Here is a 21,227-nt window from a genome sequence, read left to right as displayed (position 1 = left end):
GGGCGCCCGGCGTGGGCAGGCCGAGCCGAGCCGGGCCGAGCCGAGCCGGGCCGGGCCGGGCCGGGCCGGGCCGGGCGACGGATAGTTCACTAATTCTGGCCTCTTTGTACCTGTTCCCCGCCCACCGCGGTTCCTAGAATGGCGCCAAGCCATCACTGTTACCTCAAGTCTCAAGGGGAACCACCATGAACGACAGCGCCCTGTACCACCCTCCCCTCATGCCCCACCTGCTGGTGGAGGGGCTCAACCGCTACAACGACGAGCCCTGCCTGTTCCTGGGCGACAAGGTGGCCAGCTACCGGGAGGTCCGCGAGCAAACCAGCCAGCTGGTACAGGCCCTGCAGTCCCGGGGCCTGCACCGGGGCAGCCGCGTGGCGGTGATCTCCGGCAACCGCCCGGAGGTACTGTCCAACATCGCCGCCATGCAGCTGGCCGGCTGCATCGGCACGCCCCTGCACCCTCTGGGCTCCCTGGACGATCACGCCTACGTGCTGGAGGCGGCGGAAGTCGACGCCCTGGTGTTCGACCCCAGCGCTTTCGAGGAGGTGGCGGCGGCGCTGCAAGCGCGGCTGCCACGGCTGCAGCTGCTGTCCTTCGGCCCCTCGACACAGGGCGAGGACTACCTGGCGCTGGCGGCCACCTTCACACCCCAGGCCCTGGTGGCGCCGGAGGTGGACCCGGAAGACACCGCCTCGGTCAACTTTACTGGCGGCACCACCGGCAGGCCCAAGGGTGTCATGAGCGCCTACCGCACCACCGCCTACATGACCCAGATCCAGATGGCGGAGTGGGAGTTCCCCGAAGAGCTGCGCATGCTGATCGCCACGCCGCTCTCCCATGCCGCGGCGGCCTTTTTCATCCCGGTACTGCAAAAGGGCGGCGCGTTCTATGTCATGCAGGGCTTCTCGCCGGACGCCTTCTTCGACATGGTGGAGCAACACCGCATCACCGCCACCATGCTGGTGCCGGTGATGCTGTACTTCCTGCTGGATTCGCCGCGCGCGGCCAGCGCCGACATGAGCAGCATGGAAACGATCTTCTACGGCGCCTCCCCCATGAGCCCTGCCCGCCTGCGGGAGGGCATCGAGAAGTGGGGGCAGGTCTTCTATCAATTCTTCGGCCAGTCCGAGGCCCCCATGGTCATCGCCAACATGCGCAAGGCCGACCACGATCTCGCCCGGCCGGAGCGGCTGGCCTCCTGCGGCCGGCCCTCGCCCTGGATTCACCTGGCGCTGCTCGACGGCGAGGGCAATCCCGTCGAGCCCGGCGAGCCCGGCGAGATCTGCGTGCGCGGCCCGCTGTTGATGAAGGGCTACAAGGATTTGCCGGAGCAGACTGCCGAGGCCTTCGCCGGCGGCTGGCTGCACACCGGCGACGTGGGGCGCCTGGACGAGGACGGTTTTCTGTACATCGTGGACCGCACCAAGGACATGATTGTCAGCGGCGGCTTCAACGTCTTCCCGCGGGAAGTGGAGGACGTGCTCGCCACCCACGAGGCAGTGGCCCAGGTGGTGGTGGTGGGCGTGCCCGACGAGCGCTGGGGCGAGGCGGTGAAAGCGGTGGTGGTACTGAAACCGGACGCGCGGGCCTCCGACGAGCTGACCTCCGCGCTGATCCGACGGGTCAAGGACGCCAAGGGTTCGGTACAGGCGCCCAAGAGCGTCGACTACGTGGACGCCATCCCCCTAACCCCGGTGGGCAAACCCGACAAGAAAGCGGTGCGCGCCAGCTACTGGGAGGGTGTCGATCGCGGCGTCGGCTGACACTGGTACCCCGTCAAGGTGATACGGCAATATCACCTTGACGGGGCACTAGACATCGCCAGCGCCAACACCGACCATAGTCGGTTCACTCGCAATAGCAGATTTCCACCATGCTCCCCGACTCCCCTGAAACCTACCGCGGCCTGAACTACCCCTGGGGCCGGCGCGTGGACCCGGCCCCCGGTGTACCGGAGGAAGTGGCTCCCGGCGTTTACTGGGCGCGCTTCCCCATGCCCATGTCCCTGGACCACATCAACCTGTGGCTGCTGGAGGACGGCGACGGCTGGACGGTCGTGGACACCTGCCTGGACCTGTCCCGCAGCCGGGAAATCTGGGAGCAATTGTTCAGCGGGTTCATGGGCGGCAAGCCGGTGACCCGGGTGATCTGCACCCACATGCACCCCGACCACGTCGGTCTCGCGGGCTGGCTGGTGGACCGTTTCGACAGCGAGCTGTGGATGACCCGGGGCGAGTTCATGATGTGCCGCGCGCTGTTGAGCGACACCGGCCGCCCGGCGCCGGAAGTCGCGCTGCGCTTCTACCGCGCCGCCGGCTACACCGAGGAACAGCTGGACGTCTACCGGCAGATGTTCGGCAACTTCGGCAAGGCGGTGTCCGCCCTGCCCGACAGTTACCGGCGGCTGGTGGATCGCGAGACCCTGACCATCGGCGGCCACTACTGGCAGGTGATCGTGGGCAGCGGGCACTCCCCCGAACACGCCTGCCTCTACTGCCCGGCGCGCAAGATACTGATCTCCGGCGACCAGGTACTGCCGCGGATCACGCCGAACGTCAGCGTCTTTCCCAACGAACCCCACAGCGACCCACTGTCCGAGTGGCTGGCCTCCAGCAACCGGATTCGGGCCATCCTGCCGGACGACCTGCTGGTGCTGCCGGCCCACGAGGCGCCCTTCTTCGGCCTGCACACCCGGCTGACCCAGATCATCGAGTCCCACAACCGCGATCTCGCCGCGCTGTACGAGTACCTCGCCGAGCCGCGCCGGGTGGTCGACTGCTTCCCGGCCCTGTTCAACCGCAAACTGGAAGGGCACAACTTCGGCCTGGCCACCGGCGAAACCCTGGCCCACCTCAACTGCCTGCTGCGTCGCCGCCAGGCCACCTGCGCGGCCGACGAACAGGGCGTGAACTGGTACCGGCAACTGCCGGAGTGCGCCGCGTTCGACTGAGTTCCCCTCACCCGTGAACCGCTGGCGCGGCGCCGTCGGCGGTCACCGAAACCTGCTAAAGCCCTGCCTGGCGCGGCCGATATCGTATTGGGGTCAGTGTACCCCGAGTCCGCCACGGATCGTCCGGGCCCACTCAACAGCTGGCAACAACGTTATGAACTACGATTTCTGGCTGGTCGCGCTCTCCTTCGCGGTCGCGGTATTGGCCTCACTCACGGCACTGGATCTGGCCGGGCGCCTGCGCGCCACCACCGGCCGGGCGCGCGGTGTCTGGCTGTGCGGGGGCGCGCTGGCCATGGGCTGCGGCATCTGGTCGATGCATTTCATCGGCATGCTGGCCATGGAAATGGCCGGCGCCATGCAGTACGACATCGCCATGACCCTGGTGTCGATGGTCGCCGCGGTCTTCGCCTCCTGCGCGGCGCTGCTGCTGGCCTGCGGCCCCAGGGCCACCGCAGCCCGCCTCGGCACCGGCGGCGCCGTGATGGGCGGCGGCGTCTGCCTAATGCACTATCTGGGCATGGAGGCGATGCTGACCCACTCGGCGATCACCTACAAACCCTCGCTGTTTTTACTGTCCGTCGGCATTGCGGTGCTGGCGTCCACCGCCGCCCTGTGGCTCGCGTTTCACCTCAACCCCACCGCCGCCGAACGCCGCCCCCGCTTCCGCCTGCGGCTCCTGGCCGCGGTGGTCATGGCAGTGGGCATTACCGGCATGCACTACACCGGCATGGCCGCGGCCAACTACGATCCCGCGGCGATGATCATGACGGAATCGGCGCTGTCCCCGACGCAGCTGTCGATCGCCATCGCACTGATTGCCAGCACTGTCATGCTGGTGGCACTGCTGATGGCGGTGTACGACAGCCACCTGGCCTCCCGCACCGCCCGCCTCGCGAAGTCACTGCAACACGCCAACCGCGAGCTCAAATCCATGGTCTCGCGCGATCCGCTGACCCGTCTGCCCAACCGCCTGCTGATGGAGCAGCGGCTGGAACAGGCGCTGCGGCGGGCGCAGCTCAACGACAGCAGCCTGTCGGTGCTGTTCGTCGACCTGGACCGCTTCAAGGCGGTCAACGACTCGATGGGCCACCACGTGGGCGATCTGCTGCTCAAGCTGGTGGCTTCCCGGCTCAAGGCATCCACCCGCGACAGCGACACCATCTCGCGGGTGGGCGGCGACGAATTCATGATCGTCACCGCCGAGGGCACCTCCCGCGCCGAGAGCGAGGCACTGGCCAAGCGCGTCACCGAATCGCTGGGAACGCCCTTCCAGCTCGAGGGCCACATCGTGCGCATCTCCTGCAGTGTCGGCATCAGCGTCTATCCGGGTGACGGCAGCACTCCCCACGACCTGATGGTGCACGCGGACGCGGCCATGTACCACGCCAAGGACATGGGGCGGAACAACCTGCAGTTCTACGAGCGGGGCATGAGTTCCGTCGCCGCGCGACGCAACCTGCTGGAACAGCGCCTGCGACTGGCGATGGAACACGGCGGGCTGACGCTCGCCTACCAGCCGAAGGTCGATGTGATCAGCGGCGAAGTGACCGGACTGGAGGCGCTGTTGCGCTGGGAAGACGAGGAACTCGGTACGATCAGGCCCGAGGAGATCATCTCCATCGCCGAGGACACCGGGCTCATCCTGCCGATTGGCGAATGGGTGCTGAGTAGCGCCTGCCGGCAGATGCAGGACTGGCACGCGCGCGGGCTGCCCCGACTGCCGATCGCGGTCAACGTCTCCGCCATCCAGTTGAACCACAAGCACTTCGTGACCGTGGTGGAAGAGGTGCTGAACGAAACCGGGCTGCCGCCGGGCTACCTCGAATTCGAGCTGACCGAAACCGCGATCATGCACGACCCCGACAACGCCCTGCGCATCCTGAACCGCCTGAGCCGCCTGGGAATCAGCCTGTCCATCGACGATTTCGGAACCGGCTACTCCAACCTGTCACAACTCAAGCGCTTTCCCATCAGCCGCCTCAAGGTGGACCGCTCCTTCACCGCCGGCGTGGCGTCCGACTTCCAGGACGCGGCCATCGTGAAAGCCATGTTCATGCTGGCCCAATCGCTCAACCTGGAGGTGGTGGCCGAGGGTGTCGAAACCGACGAACAGCTCGAGTTCATCCGCAACCTGAAGGGCAACCAGTACCAGGGCTACCTGTACAGCAAGCCCCTGGGGGTGGCCGATCTGGAAAACCTCCTCGGCCTGCACGCCGCCGCGCCATCGCCGACCGCGACCGCGGACGCCGAGGTCGATATCGCCGACTAGACTCCAAGCCCCAGGGTCACGGCCACACGCAGGGTGCGGCCCGGGGCCGGGAAGCCGACACCGGTCAGATAATCCTCGTCCAGCAGATTGTCCACGCCCAGCTCCAACCCCAGGTTGTCCCGGGCCTGCCAGCGCAGGTTCCAGTCCAGGCGGTGGTAGTCCGGCAACTCCGACACCACGGTCGCGCCGCTGTGCAGGGAGGCCGCCGCGGCCTCGCCGGTCCACTGGTAGTCGAGGGTGCTGTGCCAGCGCGGCCGCAACCGCCAGGCCAACCAGGCTCCCGCTTTCCACTCGGGGCGCCCCAGAAGTTCGACGTCCTCGCCGACCACCTCCAGGTCGGTGTGGGTCACCTGCGCGTGCAGCGACAGGGTTTCGGCGGGCGTCCAGTGCAACTGCCACTCGCTACCGCGACTCTCCACTTCGCGCCGGTTGACGTTGACGAAGGCCTCGGGATCGAAATCCACCAGGTTGCGATAGCGATTGAAAAAGCCGGTGACACCCAGCTCCAGCGCCGGCGACGGGCGCCACTGGAGCCCCAGATCCCAGCCTTCGCCGGTTTCCGGTTCCAGGCCGGGGTTGCCCACCAGGGGATGGCCGAGAGCAAAGAAACTCGGCAGCTTGAAGGCCTCGCCCCAGTTGGCGAGCAGGGCCAGTCCGGCATGGAACTGGTAGCGCAGGCCCAGGCGCGTCGTGGTCTCGCCCGCGTAGTCATCCGGTTCATCGCGGCGCACACTGGCCTGCAACACCAGGGACTCCAGGGGCGTGGCGTGCAGGTCGACGAAGGCGCCGGCGGTCTGACGGTCGAGCTCGAAATTGACCGGCAGCGCAAAGCCGTAGTCCAAGTAGCCGGCGCTGTCGCCGGCCTCGTCGCGATAGTCGAAGCCCAAATTGAGCCGGTAACCTGCCGCGGGGACCAGCGTGTTCACCCAGCTCAGCAGGTCGCGCCGGAACTCGGTGTCGGCGGCGTTGGGCGGCACCGCGGCGTAGGGGGCGACGCCCGGCGAGACGAAGGACTCTTCGTGCTCGAAGCGGCTGGCGGCGACGCGACTGTGCCAGTGCCCGGCCCAGTCCGCGTCCCAGGCCAGGGACAGGGTCTCGTCAGTGTAGTCGCTGGTATCCAGGGCATCGGTGGTGGCCAGCAGGGGCCCCCCGCTCTGCTCCGGGTAGGCGCCGCGCTCGCCGTCCAGGTAGCGGTAGCCGGCGCTGACGCGGTGCCGCTCGCCGGGTGTCCAGGCCAGGCGCAGGTTGGCGCTGTCGTTGTCGCGCGTGCTGCCCGCGACCTGCTCGCCGCTCTCGCGGCGGCCCAGCGTCACCGCCGCCGACAGGGTGTCGAGCTCGCCCGCCGCCGACAGGCGGTAGTCCCGGAAGCCGCGCTCGCCGGCGGCCAGCCGCAGGGTCGGGGCTCCCGCCTGCCCCGGGTCGCGACTGATCAGGTTGATCACGCCGGCCAGGGCGTCGGAGCCGTAAACCACCGACTGCGGTCCGCGCACCACCTCGATGCGCTCGATACCGGCGATGTCGATATTGCCGAAGTCATAGCTGCCGCCGCGGGAGTTGGTGGGGTCGTTCAGCGGCACCCCGTCGAGCAACACCTGGGTGAAGTTGGGCTCGCCGCCGCGCACCGAAACCACGGTGAGTCCGCCGGGGCCCCCCTGTTCCTCCACCAGCAGGCCGGGCACGGTGCGCAGCACATCCCCCAGGTTGCGCTTGTTGAGCTGCGCCAGTTCACCCGCGTCCAGCACCGACACCGAGGAAACCAGCTGCTCCGCGGCCAGTGGACTGTAGGTCCCGGTCACCAGGGTAGTCTCCAGTCCCGCCGCCTCCCCGGCCATCGCGGGCGCGGCGCAGATCACTGCCAGTGACAGCGGGATGTTCCACAGGACTTTGCTCGGCATAATGTACTCGCTTCTTCCTTGTCGGCGGCCCATTGGGCTTGGGATTCCATTCACATGGTTTTTTCTTTATGTAACGCCCTGTTCACACTGGCTTTCCTGCTGTCGGCGGGTGTCCAGTACAACGACCCGGACGGCCTGCTCTGGGGCGTGACCTACCTCTGCGCGGCCGCGATGTGCGTCAGTCAATTTGCCGGACCGCGCCTCCCCTGGCTGCCCGGCGTATTGCTGGTGGCCAGCCTGGCCTGGGCGGGGCTCCTGCTGCCGGAGGTCGTCGGCCAGGTTCAGTGGCGCGACCTGGTGTCTTCGATGCACATGCGCACCGCGGCGGTCGAGCGGGGTCGCGAAACCGGTGGCCTGTTACTGGTGGCGTTCTGGTCGGGCATTCTACTGATTCGACAACACCGCCGCCAGCGATGAGGCGCCGGGCAAGGGCCGCGCAATCGCCAAGTGCCGCCGATCTCTGCTAAGATGACCCGCGTTACAGCGGTACACCAGAATGCCGCGGACCGAATCACCGCCAGACGACCCGGATGCACCCGCAAACGGGAGTGACACACAACGCCCTTTACTCACCCCCTGTTGAGGAATGACGTGTATGAGTCAGATGGTCGATTTGGTGATCTTTGGTGGCACCGGGGACCTCTCTACCCGCAAACTACTGCCCGCCCTCTACCAGTTGCACCGCCACGGTCTCGCCGACCGGCTGCGGCGCATCATCGCCACCGGCCGCGGCGAGCTGGACACCGACAGCTTTCGCAGCGAAGCCCACGCCAACCTGGAGCGCTTCCTGCCCCGGGACCAGTGGGACGGCGCGATCTGGGAGCATTTCCGCGACACCCTCCACTACGTCAAGGTGGAGGCCGACGATGACAACGACTACCGGCAACTGGCGCAGCTGCTGGACGCGGGCGACGCGCCGGTGCGCCTGTTCTACCTGGCCACCCTGCCCTCCCTGTACGGCGCGATCTGCGCGCAGCTGAAGAATACCGGCGCCGCCAACACGCACAGCCGCGTGGTGCTGGAAAAACCCCTGGGCCACGACCTCGCCTCCTGCCGCGCCATCAACGAGGAGGTGGCCGCGGTGTTCGCCGAGGAAGCCACCTTCCGCATCGACCACTACCTGGGCAAGGAAACGGTGCAGAACCTGCTCGCGGTGCGCTTCGGCAACCCCCTGCTACACCCGGTGTGGAAGAACACCTTCGTCGACAACGTGCAGATCACCGTGGCCGAGGAGATCGGCGTGGAGGGCCGCGGCGGCTACTACGCCAAGACCGGGGCGCTGCGGGACATGGTGCAGAATCACCTGCTGCAGGTGCTGTCCATCGTGGCCATGGAACCGCCGGCCAGCCTGGACGCCGCCGACATCCGCGACGAGAAAATGAAGGTACTGCGCTGCCTGGAACCGATCACCGCCAGCAACGTCAAGGAGCGCACCGTGCGCGGCCGCTACGACGCCGGCGCCGTGGGCGGGCAGGCGGTGAAGGGCTTCCTGGAGGAGGCCGAATACCGGGACGCCGAGGGCACCGAGACCTTTGTCGCCATCAAGGCGCTGATCAACAACTGGCGCTGGGCCGGGGTGCCCTTCTACCTGCGCACCGGCAAGCGCCTGAGCCGCCGCTACTCGGAGATCGTTATCGAATTCAAGAAACAGCCCTTTTCGCTGTTCGCCAACGACCCCAACGAGCTGACCAACAAGCTGGTGATCCGCCTGCAGCCGGACGAGACCATCAGCCTGCACACCCTGAACAAGAAACCCGGCCTGACCCGCAACCTGCGCCTGCAGCCGGTGGAGCTGCACCTGACCGCCGACTCCAACCACAAGGGCGACAGCTACGACGCCTACGAGCGCCTGCTGCTGGACGCCGTCAACGGCGACCAGACCCTGTTCATGCGCCGCGACGAGGTGGAGACCGCCTGGCGCTGGATCGACACCATCATCGGTGCCTGGGAGGAAACCGGGATGCCGGTGAAACCCTATAATTCAGGCACCATGGGCCCGAATGCCGCCACCGCCCTCACCGCGCGCGACGACAGGAACTGGTATGAGTGAGCCAACCACAAGCGATAGCAAGCCGTGCTGGCGCAGCTTCGACAGCAGCGCCGAACTCGATGCCGCCCTGGCCGCCCACCTGGCCGGGGCCCTGCGCGCCGACATCGCACGGCGCGGCGCGGGCAGCCTGGCCCTGTCCGGGGGCAACACGCCGCAAGCGATGTTCCGGGCGCTCTCGCGTGAGCAGCTGCCCTGGACCGAGGTCGCCCTGACCCTGGTCGACGAGCGCTGGGTCGACAGCGGCCACGCCGATTCCAACGAGCGCCTGCTGCGCGACAACCTGCTGCAAAACGCCGCCGCCACGGCGCGCCTGGCGGGCCTCAAGACCCCCCACCCCCGGGCCACCGAGGGCGAGGGCGAGGCCAACGCGCGCGTCGCGGCCCTGCCGCGCCCCTTCACCGCGGTGGTATTGGGCATGGGCGGCGACGGCCACACCGCGTCGTGGTTTCCCCAGGCGGCCAACCTCCACCGCCTGCTGGATAGCCGCGGCACCGACCTGGTGGCGGCGACCGAGCCGGTCACCGCGCCCCACGCGCGCATGACCCTCACCCTGCCCGCAGTGCTCGCCAGCGGCGAGATCATCGTGCACATCACCGGCGACGAGAAAAAAGCCGTGCTCGGCGAAGCCATCGCCCGCGGCTACCCCATCGCCGCCATCCTGCAGCAAACCCAACCCCCCGTAAGCATTTGGTGGGCCCCGCAATGACGACCGTAATGAACAAGCAACTCGACACGATTACCCGGCGCATTATCGAGCGCAGCGCCAATTCGCGGCAGGCCTACCTGCAGCGCATGGACGAAATGCGCGGCGACGGTCCCCTGCGCGGCGGCCTGTCCTGCAGCAACCTCGCCCACGGCTTCGCCGCCTGCGGCGAACAGGACAAACAGAGCCTGAAACTCACCGAGGCGGCCAATATCGGCATCGTCAACGCCTACAACGACATGCTCTCGGCCCACCAGCCCCTGGGTGAATTCCCGGACCTGATCAAGCGCGCCGCCCACGCGGTGGGCTGTACCGCCCAGGTCGCCGGCGGCGTACCGGCGATGTGTGACGGCGTGACCCAGGGCACCGCGGGCATGGAATTGAGCCTGTTCAGCCGCGATATTATCGCCGGCGCCACCGCCATCGCCCTGTCGCACAATATGTTCGACGGCGCCCTGTGCCTCGGGGTCTGTGACAAGATCGTGCCGGGGCTGCTGATCGGCGCCCTGAGCTTCGGCCACCTGCCGGTGATCTTTGCACCCGCCGGCCCCATGACCTCGGGGCTGTCCAACAAGGAGAAGGCGGCCGTGCGCCAGCTCTACGCCGAGGGCAAGGTGGGCCGCGAAGAATTGCTGGAGGCCGAATCGCAGGCCTACCACGGCGAGGGCACCTGCACCTTCTACGGCACCGCCAACAGCAACCAGATGCTGATGGAGGTAATGGGCCTGCACGTACCGGGGGCGGCCTTCGAAAACCCCGGCACCGCCCTGCGCGAGCAGTTGACGGTGGCCGCCGCGGAGCGGCTGTGCAAGATCACCGCCCTGGGCAACGCGTATACGCCGATGGCCAAGGTGGTGGACGAGAAATGCATCGTCAACGCCATCGTCGCCCTGCTGGCCACCGGGGGTTCCACCAACCACGCCATTCACTGGATTGCCGTGGCACGGACCGCCGGCATCATCGTCGACTGGCAGGACTTCAGCGAGCTCTCCGCCATCACCCCGCTGATCGCCCGGGTCTACCCCAACGGCAGCGCCGACGTGAACCACTTCCACGCCGCCGGCGGCACCGCCTTCGCCATTCGCACCCTGCTGGACAACGGCCTGTTGCACGAGGACGTGACCACGGTCTGGGGCGAGGGCCTGCGCCACTACACCCGCGAGGCGCGACTGGCCCAGGGCCGGCTGTCCCATGTGGAGGGGGCTTCGGCAAGCGCGGATACCGAGGTACTGCGCCCCGCCGACGCGCCGTTCGCCGCCGAGGGCGGCCTGCGCCTGCTGGAGGGCAATCTGGGGCGCAGCGTGATCAAGGTATCGGCGGTGGCCGCCGAGCACCGCGTGGTGGAGGCCCCGGCGCGGGTGTTCAGCGAGCAGGAGGAACTGCGCGCCGCCTTCGAGGCCGGCGAGCTGGATTGCGACGTGGTGGCGGTGGTGCGCTTCCAGGGGCCCCGCGCCAACGGCATGCCGGAGCTGCACAAGCTCACCCCCTACCTGGGCGTATTGCAGGACCGCGGCCACCAGGTGGCCCTGGTGACCGACGGGCGCATGTCCGGGGCGTCCGGCAAGGTGCCGGCGGCCATTCACCTCAGCCCCGAGGCCCTGGAGGATGGCCCCATCGCCAAAATCCGCGACGGCGACGTGATTCGCCTGGATGCCGACAGCGGCGCGCTGGACGCGCTGGTGCCCGCCGACGAGTGGCGCGAGCGCTCACTGTCCCCGCGCCCGGGGCACCACAGCGACTACGGCACCGGCCGCGAGCTGTTCGCCTTTATGCGCCGCGCGGTGAGCGGGGCGGAGGCTGGGGCCACCGTCTTCTAGCCAGGCCCGCGCGGCGCGCCCGGTCGTTCGCGGGCGGCTAGAAAGCCGCCCATTCCTCTTCCCGCTCGGGGGTTTCGCGCGCCGCTGTCGCCGCCGTCGCCGCGGGCTGCTTGCGGTAGCCCTCCAGTGAGGCCACCGGGGCGGGCGCCGCCCGCGGCTCGCCCTTGTCACCGTCATCCCCGAGCACGAAGGAGTTGATGAGCTGGCTCAGGCGATCGGCGTGCACGCGCATCTCGGCGGCGGCGGTGGAGGTCTGTTGCACCATTTCCGCGTTTTGCTGGGTGACCGAATCCAGCTCGGCCACCGCGGTGTTGATCTGGCCGATGCCGCCGCTCTGCTCGCGGGTACCACAGCTGATTTCACCGATCACATCGGTCACGCGGGTGACACTGCCGACGATTTCGCGCATGGTGTCGCCGGCCTGGCGCACCATGTCGCTGCCCTCCTCGGTGTGACGCACCGAGGTATCGATCAGCTGGCGGATGTCGCGCGCGGCGTCGGCGGAACGGCTCGCCAGGGTGCGCACCTCCTGGGCCACCACGGCGAAGCCACGACCGTGCTCACCCGCGCGCGCGGCCTCGACCGAGGCGTTGAGGGCGAGAATATTGGTCTGGAAGGCGATGCCGTCGATCAGGCCGATAATCTCGCCGATCTGGCCGGCGGAGCGACTGATATCGCCCATGGTGCTCTCCACCTGGGCCATGGCCTGCTCGCCGTTGCGCGCCACCGATACCGTGTCACTGGCCAGCTGGTTGGCCTGCTGTGCCGAGTCGCTGGTGTTCTTCACGGTAACCGTGATCTCCTCCATGGAGGTGGAGGTCTCCTGCAGGTTGGCCGCGGCCTGCTCGGTGCGCGAGGCCAGTTCGCCGCTGCCGTGGGCGATTTCCTCCGCCGCCCGGTGCACGTGGCGGGTGCTGCCGCGCACCTGCACCAGGGTTTCCTGCATGCGCTCCACGAAGGCGTTGAACTGCTTGGCCAGCTCGCCCACCTCGTCGCGGGTGTGCACCGCCAGCCGCCGGGTCAGGTCGCCCTCGCCCTTGGCGATGTCCTCCATGGCCTGCGCGGTATCGCGGATCGGGCGCACCGTGCGGCGCGCCAGCCACGCGGCGATGAAGGCCACCACCACAAAACTGATCAGGCCCGCGGCCACCGTGGTCATGATGGAGAAACGCAGGTTTTGCGCCGCCACCGCTTCCACGTCGGCCATCGCTTTGTCGATCTCGGTGACATAGACACCGGCGCCCAGCACCCACTCCCACTCCGGTATCGCGGCGATGTAGGAGTATTTTTGCTCGATCTCGCCGGTATTGAGATTTACCAGGCGATAATTGATTTCTCCACCGCCTTCGCGACCCAGGCGCACAATTTCCTTGACCAGGTACATGCCGTCGACGGTTTGCAGGTCGCTGATGTCCTTGCCTTCGGCCGGCGGATCATCCGGCATCACCACCCCAAAGTGGTCGTAGGAGTAGGTAAAGATGTAGTTGCTGCCTTCGAAACGCATGCTGCGAAGCATATCCCGGGCCTGCTCCCGGGCCTGCTCCGGGTCCAGTTCCGGATCTTCCATCAACTCGTTGACGGCGGTCTTGGCGGCGGTAATGAGATACTCGAGCCCCTTGACCTTGGTGGCGATCAGCAGCTCGCGCTGGGCCGCCAGGGACGCTTCGGTGTCGCGGGCCCGCTCCACGGCGGACAGCGTCACCAGGGCTATGGTGACCAACAGCAAGGGCGCGAGGGCAAGCAACAATACCTTGGACTGTAGACTGAATTGGAAGCCTTTGCGGGGGCGTGCGCGATTCATCGAAGCAACCTCTGGTTCACTTGGGGGGGCCAACGTGGCTCCGGAGGTATCGGCCCCACGCTTCGCGGCCTTTAGGCCAATCGCGGGAAAACGCTTATATAATAGTCTTAGCTATCACTACGCCGAGAGAGGAACGCAGGATTGCCACCGTGCACGGCGGCGGCGTACCCGTGACCGGCCGCGCTCGGCCACGGGCTTTTGCGGGAGGGAGACGACGTGCCGGGAGAGGGCCTAGGACGCGGTGATATTGGCCAGGATGGCCAGGGTGTTTTCCCGGTCCAGCAGGCGCGGCACCGGGTAGGACTCGCACTCGGCCAGGGCCAGGTCGCAAAGGTAGTCGTAGTCGCCGGCCTGGATTTTGTCCGAGCGCTCGGGGATGCCCACCGCGCTGCGCAGGTCGCGCACCGCGTCGATGAAGGACTGGGCCAGTTGCGCCTCGCTGGCGCCGGGCGAACCGACACCCACCAACAGGGCCAGCTCCGCCAGCCGCGGCCGGGCCTCCTCGCGGCAGAACTCCAGTACGTGAGGCAGCACCATGGCGTTGGCCAGGCCGTGAGGTATGCCGTATTTGCCCCCCAACTGATGGGCGATGGCGTGCACATTGCCCACGTTCACCTGGTTGATGGCGATACCCGCGTAGTACGCCGCCATCGACATGCCCTCCCGGGCCTCGAGGTTGCCGCCGTCGGCGCAGGCCGTCCGCAAATGCTCGAACACCAGCCTGATCGCGGCGCGCGAATGCTCCAGCCGGGTGCCGCGATCCCAGGTGCAAATATACGCCTCGATACCGTGGGTCAGCGCGTCCATGCCGGTGGCGGCGGTGATCGGCGCCGGCAGGCCAGTGATCAGTTCCGGGTCCAGGGCCGCGGCCGCCGGCAGCAGGGATGACCCGGAAATTATGCCCTTTTCGTGGCTGACACTGTCGGAAATCACCGCGCCCATGGTCGCCTCGGAACCGGTGCCGGAAGTGGTGGGCACCGCGTACAACGGCAGTACCTCGTGCTTCACCTTGCCAAAGCCGACCCAGTCTTTCGGATTCTCGGCGCTGGTGGCGGAAGCGGCGATGATCTTGGCGGCATCGATGGACGAACCGCCCCCCACCGCCAGCACCGCCTCGCTGCCGTGGGTCCGCAGCACCTCGGCGCCCGCGGCGACCTGGTCAAAGGTCGGGTCGGGCTGCACCCCGTCGTAGTAGGCGACATCGACCCCCGCCGCGACCAGCCCCTCCACCACCCGGTCCACCAGGCCCAGCTCCCGCAGGGGTTTGTCGGTTACCACCAGCACCCGGCGAACGCCGGTGCGCACGATATGCCGCGCCAGCTGCGCCGCGCTGCCCCTGCCGGCGAAAGCCATGTAACTGGCAGAGGGAGCGAAATTCACCATGAACTTCGCCAGGGCGATAAAGGATTTGTGTTTCAGGTTGCGCAAAAACGGGGACATACAACACTCCAGGTCTTATTGTGAATATTCAGCCGTTTGACGCCATCCCCACCAGGCCGCGACGACCGGAGATCATAATGGCGTCGCGGCCAGAGGCCTTGGCCTCGTAAAGCGCGATATCGGCGCGCTTGATCAGAATGGCGATATCATCCTTCTCCTCCCACTGGGCGATACCGAAACTCGCCTTGAGAAACACTTCGTGGCGGCCGCAGACCAGGCGCCGCGTCGCGAGCAGGTCGCGAATGCGATTGGCCACCCGCTCCGCCTCGCCACTGGTCATCTCACCCAGGGTCACCGCGAACTCCTCGCCGCCGATACGGCCCAGGGCGTCCTCGGCGCGAATCGAATCCCTGAGGATTTGCGCAAAGTGTTGCAGGGCGCGATCACCGAAGGAATGACCGTAGCGGTCATTGATGCGCTTGAAGTAATCGATATCCACCAACATCAGGGACAGGGGCTGCTCCTTGCGCCGGCAGCGCGCCCACAGGCTCTCGGTGGCGGCGAGAAAACCGCGCCGGTTGTACAGGCCGGTGAGCACGTCGCGCAGCGCCATCGTACCCAGGCGCTGGGACAGGTCGGTGGCCAGCAGGAAGATCGCCGAAATACCCAGGGCGATAAACAGGGTCGGCATGAAGGCAAAATTCACCGCGCTGTAGAGCTTGACCAGTTCCGGCTCCGGGCCCTGGCCGAGCCGCAAGGCAATCGCCGCCGCCAGCCCCTGGGTCAGTCCGAACAGCAGGTGCACCACCGCCGCCACCGCCTGAGCGAGCCGGGGCTCCTTGCCCTCGCGCACCAGGATCACCGCGATATGGGTCATCGCCAGGAAGGTGAAGGCGGGGGCGATCGCAGCGCGCAAGCCCAGCGTCGGATACCAATAAACGAACACCGCGGAAAGCAGCGACAGGACCAGGAATGCCAGCGTCAGGCGCCGCCGCCGCGTCTCCAGCCCCAAGCGGTCGCGATGCCCCCACAGCGCGAACAGCGACGCGGCGAAGGCCAGCATGTTAGCGCTCTGCCAGAACACGGCCTCCGTCGGTATATAATCACGTAGCAGATTGACACTGTACTGCAGCGCCACCAGCGCGAAGGTGAGGGCCCACATCAGCGCGTGGCGAGGGCGCTCGAACAGGCGATAGCCGAGGAAACAGGCCCCCGACAGTACCGCGCTGATCACCACCAGGGATGCCAGCAAATAATTGATCACCGAGCCCATAACTTAATGGAATAAAACACCCGCTGGTTATTATGGGGTGCATCATTACCTACGCGCGGGCCGTGTTCAACCGCTAACAGCCTGACAGAATACCAAATGAGAACGCCAGAACGCGCGCCGGCCAGCGCGCGGCGCTCTCCCCCTCAGCCGCGTTGCGGGCCGCCGTTGCTGCCCGGCCAGCGCGAGCCGGAGATGGTATCGGCGAAGGGCATGAAACCCTCCGGGTCCAGCTTGCCCGCCAGCTTGATCTCGCGGTCCAGGAATATCGGCCACCACAGGTGGGCCGACACCTGCTCGCGCATCGGCAGGCGCGAGGCCAGCGGGTCCCAGGGGCTGTCGCGCAGCACCAGCTCACCCTGCACCGCCTCGCGCCAGGCCGTGCCGTACTTGCTGCGCACGTGCACCACGTGGGGCGGAAAATCATAGCCCGCTGCCGGATCCGGCATCACCCCGGTGGCGCGGGACACCTTGATCCACCACTCGTGCTGTTCCCACTCGTCCATCGGCGCGTTCTCACCCGACGAGACACCCTTGAACTCCACGAAGGTATAACCCTGGTGGGTACAGCGCGCCGTCACCTGCGGCCCCAGGCGATAGTACTCCGTGGTGCAGGGATACTTCGGCTGGCCGTTGGTCTCCTGGCTGATAAAAATCGCCGACTCCTGGTCGATCCCGTAACCCAGCGTGTACTCCCCGGCGATGCCGTTGTAGTTGGCGTCCACCGTGGTCACGATGCCGAACTCCGGCTCGTCGGGCACCGGGAAATTGTAGATCGTCAGGTTCACGTTGGGCTTCGCCCCCGGCTCGATGCCCGGCGGCAGCAGCGCCGCGATCTTGTCCGGGTCGGTGCGGTAGACGATCTTCAACATCGGCCAGTTGACGATGTCGCCGGGGTTGCCTTGGGGTGCGTTGGATTCGTTGCTCATTCGCGTTACCTCGTCGTTATGGTTTGGCAAAGCTCAATATTTGCGAAAAACTGGATGTGTGGCACCGAGGTGCCGGGTCAGGTGCCCTGTTCCGCGACCTTCAGCAACAGGGATGTTGCTGAAGAGCCTCCATGGATGGATTCACGGCGAGTCGCGGAATGGGGTACCTGATCCGGCGCCGATGCTCGAAAAGAACCACCGATGAATACCGCTTAGAATCATCCCCCCACCTGATCCGGCACCGGCGTGCTCCGGTTCATGATCATCTCGCAGCGTGCGCGAATCTTGGCGTCGGTCTCCGGCGTCGTCTCCAACAGCCAGAACGCGTCCTTCTCCAGGCCCGCAATGGCCATCGCCGCCACCTCGTCCGGATGCGTCGTCTGCAACTCGATGCCGTACTCCGCCGCCATGCGCTTCATATCGTCTACCGAGTTAATCCCCGACGCATTCCCACTGGACTCCTTCTGCAGCGCCTCCGGCCGCACCCGGCCCGAGTTGAACAGCCCCGTGTCCACAATGTGCGGCCCCGGGAACAGCGCGCTCACCGCTACCGGCAACTGCCCCGCCTGCACCTGGTAGTGCAGGTTTTCCGTGATCGTGTGCACCGCCGCCTTCGTCGCCGTGTAAATCGGCTGGTCCGGGTACACCAGCAGCGCGCCGTTGCCCGAGCCCGTCACCACAAAGTGCGCCGGCTCCCCCTGGGCCACCAGCCGCGGCATAAAGGCGCGGATCGCGTTGATCACGCCCCACAGGTTCACGTTCAGGCACCACTGCCAGTCCTTCTCCGAGTAGTCCCACATCGCCCCCGACTCGCCGGCGCCGATGCCCGCATTGGCGAACACCAGGTGGATGCCGCCGAAGGCCTCCTGCGCCGCGTCCGCCAGCGCGTTCTGGCTGTCGAGCTGGGTCACGTCGCAGTGGGCCACCATCGCGGCGATACCCTCGGCCTCCAACTCCTTGCCCACCTGCTCCATCGCCGCGGTGTCCACGTCGCCCACCACGATCTTCGCGCCGCGGCGCCCCAGGGCGAAGGCCAGGGAGCGGCCCACACCGCTGGCGCCGCCGGTGATCACCGCGACCTTGCCGGTAAAATCCTTCATCAGGTGATATCCCTCACATCCACGTAGAACTGCCGCACCCACTTGCGGAACTGCACCAGGGTCTTGTCCTCACGGCAGAATACCGGGCGATGCTTGTGTACCTTGTTGGCCCAGATCGGGTAATCCTGGCTGAGCCCCTCGATGATGCCCTTCATCACCTCGTCCCCCGCCAGGTCCTCGATCTCGCGGCGCACGGTGAGCGTCCAGCGCAACAGGGTGGTGTTGCGATCGATGGGCTGGGCGCTGTTGTAGACCATCATCTGGGCCTCGGGCGCGTAGGTGGTGCGCACCATGGCCAGGCCCGGCTGGAAAACCTTGGCATGTAACTGGTTCGGATGATCCGTGTCGCGCATGTCCGAACGCAGGTGCAGGATGCGGCCATCATCGTCCACCGTCACCGTGGATTCCGGCGTATGGGCTTGCCGGTGCACATACTGAAAGTGCACCGGATCACAGGAATTTTCCGCGATATCCTGCACGTGCGCCGGCACCTCGAATTCCGCGTAACGGGGCGCGGTCCAGTGCTCATCGTCGAGTTCCACCAGCGTCGGCAGCTCAAAGCGGGGCGCGGAATTTTCCGGGTGGAACCAGATGTAGACCTCGCCGTTTTTTTCCTGCGTGGGCCACATGCGAATCCGCGCCCGCTCGGGTATTTCCTCGCAGTAGGGAATCTCCACGCACTTGCCCGTGGTGTCGAAGCGCCAGCCGTGGAAGGGGCAGCGCAGGGACTCGCCCACCACCTTGCCCTCCACGCCCAGGTGGGCCCCGAGATGGGGACAGAAAGCGTCCTGCAGCACCGGCACCCCGCTGCGGGTGCGGTACAGGGCGAGCTCGCGGTCGAAGGCGTGCACGCGCTTCACCTCGCCCACCTGGAGTTCGTGGCTGCGGGCCACCGAGTACCAACCCATCGGAAAGTCCGGGGTGGTATTGGTCTTGGATTCGCAGGCTTCAATAATCTGGGTCATGGCATATCTCCCTTCCGCCGGTACCTTGCCTCAGTTAAAAATGGATGTGTCCGGGCCGATTTCGTCGGCCACCTGCTGCAACCGCGCGCGATCCAGGCCGTACCAGGCCACGGCGTTTTCACCCAGGATCTTGCGACCGTCGTCCTCCGGCAGGCCGGAGAAGGTTTCCTTGAAATAGTCCGCGGTGTGGGGCCAGGTGCCCTCGGGATGTGGAAAGTCGCTGCCCCACATCATCTTGTCGGCCCCCAGCACATGGCGCAGCTCGATGTCGCGGCGGGGCACGCAGGAGGCCCCCACGGCGACGTTGCGCGCGAAGTACTCGCTGGGCGCCATCGACAGGTGGCTGCGAAAATCCCCGAGCTTGGCGGAGAACTGCACATCGGTGTAGTTGTGGTCCAGCAGGCGCAGCCAGGGCGGCAACATGAACACCGTGCCGCCCTCGGTGATCACCGTCTTCAGCCCGGGGAAGCGCTCGAATACCCCGCCCCAGATCATGAAGGTCAGGGGCCGGTACAGCCACCACATCACCTCCGACACATAGATGCCCATGGCCCCCGGCAACTCCTCGCCGCGGTCCTCCTCCGGCCAGTTGCCGCCGAAGTATTCCGGATGGGGCGCCGGGCCGGAGTGGAAGTGGATGATCACCCCCAGCTCCTCGCAGGCCGCCCAGAAGGGATCGTACTTGCGGTCGTGGTAGGGGGCGTGCTGCTCCCACAATGTGGGAATCATCACCGCGCGCAGGCCGTGGTCCACGCACCAGCGCACCGCGTCCACCGCCTGCTGCACGTCCCACAGCAGGGGGATGGAGGCCACGCCGATGTGCCGCGCCGGGTCGTTGGCGCAGAACTCCGCCAGCCAGCGGTTATGGGCCATGGCGCCGGCCCACTGCAACTCGGGCACCGCGTCGCGAGGCGACAGGCCAAGGCCCGCGCCGAAGGGCGGCGTGTTCATCTCGGTGATGCCGTCGGGAAAGATGATCTCCGCGGCGATACCGTCCCCGGCCAGCATCCGCAGGCGCTCGCGGTAATCCCAGGCGCCGGTGAGCTCGCGCTCGATGGGCGCGCGCCAGGCGTCGTTGATTTCCTTGATGAGGAAACTCTGCTCGGCCTTCTGCGTCATCTCCATCTGGATCGGCACCGCCATGTCCATCATCTCGTGGTACTTGGATTCGACGTAGGGCTTGTAGTCGGCGATACGCAGGCCGGCGTGGCAGTCGGAAGACACCACGATCAAACGGTCAGACATTGCGGCACACTCTCGTTATGATCATCGTATGAGTTTTAAAGCTGCGCTTATGAAATATACTCATATGGGTATATTTGCACATATGTATACAAACTAGTTTAATGCCCCTGTGATTGCAATAACCTTACGGAAAATTCATGGGCAGCCCTGAGCGGGTTTTACGAACAGCCCTGAACGGGTTTTATGAGCAGCCCTGAGCGGTTTTTATGAACAACCCCGACACGCCCATCGACCGGCGGCAGAAACGCAAACTCGCCACCCGCGCGCGCATCGAGGAGGCCGCCTATACCCTGTTCAAACGCGGGGGGATCGAGGACACCAGCATCGAGATGATCTGCCGGGAGGCGGATGTGGCCCGGCGCACCTTCTACAGCCACTTTCCCAACAAGCACGCCCTGCTCGGCGGCCTGGGCGTCTCGCGACTGTACAGCCAGGCCGAACCGATGCTGCGGCAGCTGATGGAAAAACACCGCACCACCCGGGAGCGGCTGGAAGCGATGATCGACTACATCGAATCGCGGTTTGCCGCCTTCGACACCATCGACCGGGAGCTGATGATCTCCGCCCCCGCCAGCTTCGCCAATAACCCCGAGCAACAGCGCCGGATCAGCCGCGGCGCCATCGACAGTTTTTCCAGGTTGATCGCCGCCGGGCAGGAAGCCGGTGACGCCCGCCGCCAGTTCTCCGCGGACATTCTGGCGTCGATGATCGTGGGCACCCTCAACACGCTGACTGTGAGCTGGGCCATCGACCGGGACTACCCCGTGTTCGCCAAATTGGAGGAGGCGCGGGGCATGTTCGAGGCATTGATCTGCGCGGACTGAGGCCGCGCGTGGATTGGCGGCGCCCG

Annotated in this window: 16 protein-coding genes; 8 read left to right on the top strand and 8 right to left on the bottom strand. The window is 66.5% G+C overall.

The genetic code is table 11. From position 1 onward, the window contains the following. Nucleotides 1-185 precede the first annotated feature (185 nt). From JYP50_RS07205 to JYP50_RS07195, 3 genes are all read left to right on the top strand, one after another. Nucleotides 186-1,763: an AMP-binding protein gene (locus tag JYP50_RS07205; protein WP_206559822.1), complete on the top strand. Its 1,578-nt coding sequence runs from the start codon at nucleotides 186-188 to the stop codon at nucleotides 1,761-1,763. 110 nt (nucleotides 1,764-1,873) lie between these two features. Then, nucleotides 1,874-2,950 (top strand): MBL fold metallo-hydrolase, encoded by a 1,077-nt coding sequence (locus JYP50_RS07200; protein ID WP_206559821.1) that lies wholly within the window; start codon nucleotides 1,874-1,876, stop codon nucleotides 2,948-2,950. Between the two features lie 154 nt (nucleotides 2,951-3,104). Continuing rightward, nucleotides 3,105-5,222, top strand: a complete 2,118-nt coding sequence (locus JYP50_RS07195) for a putative bifunctional diguanylate cyclase/phosphodiesterase (protein WP_206559820.1) — start codon at nucleotides 3,105-3,107, stop codon at nucleotides 5,220-5,222. Here JYP50_RS07195 and JYP50_RS07190 read toward each other — a convergent pair. Next, entirely contained in the window at nucleotides 5,219-7,117 is a 1,899-nt protein-coding gene (locus tag JYP50_RS07190; RefSeq protein WP_206559819.1) for a TonB-dependent receptor plug domain-containing protein, read from the bottom strand. The two genes, JYP50_RS07195 and JYP50_RS07190, sit on opposite strands and share 4 nt — an antisense overlap. Before the next feature lie 54 nt (nucleotides 7,118-7,171). Between JYP50_RS07190 and JYP50_RS07185 the strand changes: the two genes are divergently transcribed. The 4 genes from JYP50_RS07185 (at nucleotide 7,172) to edd (ending at nucleotide 11,687) form a co-directional block, all read left to right on the top strand. Beyond that, the gene (locus JYP50_RS07185; RefSeq protein ID WP_206559818.1) at nucleotides 7,172-7,534 is read left to right on the top strand and encodes a transmembrane 220 family protein; all 363 of its coding nucleotides are present in this window, start codon (nucleotides 7,172-7,174) and stop codon (nucleotides 7,532-7,534) included. A 178-nt stretch (nucleotides 7,535-7,712) separates the two neighbouring features. Then, complete coding sequence (zwf, locus tag JYP50_RS07180; protein ID WP_206559817.1) at nucleotides 7,713-9,167, top strand: glucose-6-phosphate dehydrogenase; 1,455 nt, start codon at nucleotides 7,713-7,715, stop codon at nucleotides 9,165-9,167. Next, nucleotides 9,160-9,873, top strand: a complete 714-nt coding sequence (gene pgl / locus JYP50_RS07175; RefSeq protein WP_206559816.1) for a 6-phosphogluconolactonase — start codon at nucleotides 9,160-9,162, stop codon at nucleotides 9,871-9,873. Before zwf ends, pgl begins: the two co-directional genes overlap by 8 nt. 8 nt (nucleotides 9,874-9,881) lie before the next feature. Next, nucleotides 9,882-11,687 (top strand): phosphogluconate dehydratase, encoded by a 1,806-nt coding sequence (gene edd / locus JYP50_RS07170; protein WP_241262943.1) that lies wholly within the window; start codon nucleotides 9,882-9,884, stop codon nucleotides 11,685-11,687. A 37-nt stretch (nucleotides 11,688-11,724) separates the two neighbouring features. Here the strand turns inward: edd and JYP50_RS21965 are convergent, their stop codons facing one another. From JYP50_RS21965 to JYP50_RS07135, 7 genes are all read right to left on the bottom strand, one after another. Further along, complete coding sequence (locus JYP50_RS21965; protein WP_206559814.1) at nucleotides 11,725-13,488, bottom strand: methyl-accepting chemotaxis protein; 1,764 nt, start codon at nucleotides 13,486-13,488, stop codon at nucleotides 11,725-11,727. 231 nt (nucleotides 13,489-13,719) lie between these two features. Further along, nucleotides 13,720-14,928 carry an iron-containing alcohol dehydrogenase gene (locus tag JYP50_RS07160; RefSeq protein WP_206559813.1) on the bottom strand — a complete coding sequence of 403 codons (1,209 nt, stop codon included), beginning with the start codon at nucleotides 14,926-14,928 and terminating at the stop codon, nucleotides 13,720-13,722. 28 nt (nucleotides 14,929-14,956) lie between these two features. After that, entirely contained in the window at nucleotides 14,957-16,132 is a 1,176-nt protein-coding gene (locus tag JYP50_RS22115; RefSeq protein WP_206559812.1) for a diguanylate cyclase, read from the bottom strand. 152 nt (nucleotides 16,133-16,284) lie between these two features. Continuing rightward, nucleotides 16,285-17,067, bottom strand: a complete 783-nt coding sequence (locus tag JYP50_RS07150) for an acetoacetate decarboxylase family protein (protein WP_206559811.1) — start codon at nucleotides 17,065-17,067, stop codon at nucleotides 16,285-16,287. A 218-nt stretch (nucleotides 17,068-17,285) separates the two neighbouring features. After that, entirely contained in the window at nucleotides 17,286-18,167 is an 882-nt protein-coding gene (locus JYP50_RS07145; RefSeq protein ID WP_206559810.1) for an SDR family NAD(P)-dependent oxidoreductase, read from the bottom strand. Continuing rightward, nucleotides 18,167-19,132: a Rieske 2Fe-2S domain-containing protein gene (locus JYP50_RS07140; protein WP_206559809.1), complete on the bottom strand. Its 966-nt coding sequence runs from the start codon at nucleotides 19,130-19,132 to the stop codon at nucleotides 18,167-18,169. Before JYP50_RS07140 ends, JYP50_RS07145 begins: the two co-directional genes overlap by 1 nt. A 30-nt stretch (nucleotides 19,133-19,162) precedes the next feature. Further along, on the bottom strand, nucleotides 19,163-20,377 hold the full coding sequence (locus JYP50_RS07135; protein ID WP_206559808.1) for an amidohydrolase family protein: 1,215 nt from the start codon (nucleotides 20,375-20,377) through the stop codon (nucleotides 19,163-19,165). Between the two features lie 206 nt (nucleotides 20,378-20,583). On the opposite strand from JYP50_RS07135, the gene JYP50_RS07130 reads away from it, so the two are divergent. After that, entirely contained in the window at nucleotides 20,584-21,201 is a 618-nt protein-coding gene (locus tag JYP50_RS07130; RefSeq protein WP_206559807.1) for a TetR/AcrR family transcriptional regulator, read from the top strand. Nucleotides 21,202-21,227: the final 26 nt, after the last annotated feature.

Source organism: Parahaliea mediterranea (assembly GCF_017255185.1).
GTDB lineage: Bacteria > Pseudomonadota > Gammaproteobacteria > Pseudomonadales > Halieaceae > JAFKCZ01.
Note: the sequence above shows the minus strand (reverse complement) of the source record. Positions and strands in the feature narration are given on the sequence as shown.

What these genes read in the sequence shown, in the direction of transcription:
- JYP50_RS07160 (WP_206559813.1), bottom strand. Translation starts at nt 14,928, where the DNA reads ATGTCCCCGTTTTTGCGCAACCTGAAACACAAATCCTTTATCGCCCTG.
- pgl (WP_206559816.1), top strand. Translation starts at nt 9,160, where the DNA reads ATGAGTGAGCCAACCACAAGCGATAGCAAGCCGTGCTGGCGCAGCTTC.
- JYP50_RS07135 (WP_206559808.1), bottom strand. Translation starts at nt 20,377, where the DNA reads ATGTCTGACCGTTTGATCGTGGTGTCTTCCGACTGCCACGCCGGCCTG.
- JYP50_RS07190 (WP_206559819.1), bottom strand. Translation starts at nt 7,117, where the DNA reads ATGCCGAGCAAAGTCCTGTGGAACATCCCGCTGTCACTGGCAGTGATC.
- JYP50_RS07130 (WP_206559807.1), top strand. Translation starts at nt 20,584, where the DNA reads ATGAACAACCCCGACACGCCCATCGACCGGCGGCAGAAACGCAAACTC.
- JYP50_RS21965 (WP_206559814.1), bottom strand. Translation starts at nt 13,488, where the DNA reads ATGAATCGCGCACGCCCCCGCAAAGGCTTCCAATTCAGTCTACAGTCC.
- JYP50_RS07205 (WP_206559822.1), top strand. Translation starts at nt 186, where the DNA reads ATGAACGACAGCGCCCTGTACCACCCTCCCCTCATGCCCCACCTGCTG.
- JYP50_RS07195 (WP_206559820.1), top strand. Translation starts at nt 3,105, where the DNA reads ATGAACTACGATTTCTGGCTGGTCGCGCTCTCCTTCGCGGTCGCGGTA.
- zwf (WP_206559817.1), top strand. Translation starts at nt 7,713, where the DNA reads ATGAGTCAGATGGTCGATTTGGTGATCTTTGGTGGCACCGGGGACCTC.
- JYP50_RS07185 (WP_206559818.1), top strand. Translation starts at nt 7,172, where the DNA reads ATGGTTTTTTCTTTATGTAACGCCCTGTTCACACTGGCTTTCCTGCTG.
- edd (WP_241262943.1), top strand. Translation starts at nt 9,882, where the DNA reads ATGAACAAGCAACTCGACACGATTACCCGGCGCATTATCGAGCGCAGC.
- JYP50_RS07150 (WP_206559811.1), bottom strand. Translation starts at nt 17,067, where the DNA reads ATGAGCAACGAATCCAACGCACCCCAAGGCAACCCCGGCGACATCGTC.
- JYP50_RS07200 (WP_206559821.1), top strand. Translation starts at nt 1,874, where the DNA reads ATGCTCCCCGACTCCCCTGAAACCTACCGCGGCCTGAACTACCCCTGG.
- JYP50_RS07140 (WP_206559809.1), bottom strand. Translation starts at nt 19,132, where the DNA reads ATGACCCAGATTATTGAAGCCTGCGAATCCAAGACCAATACCACCCCG.
- JYP50_RS07145 (WP_206559810.1), bottom strand. Translation starts at nt 18,167, where the DNA reads ATGAAGGATTTTACCGGCAAGGTCGCGGTGATCACCGGCGGCGCCAGC.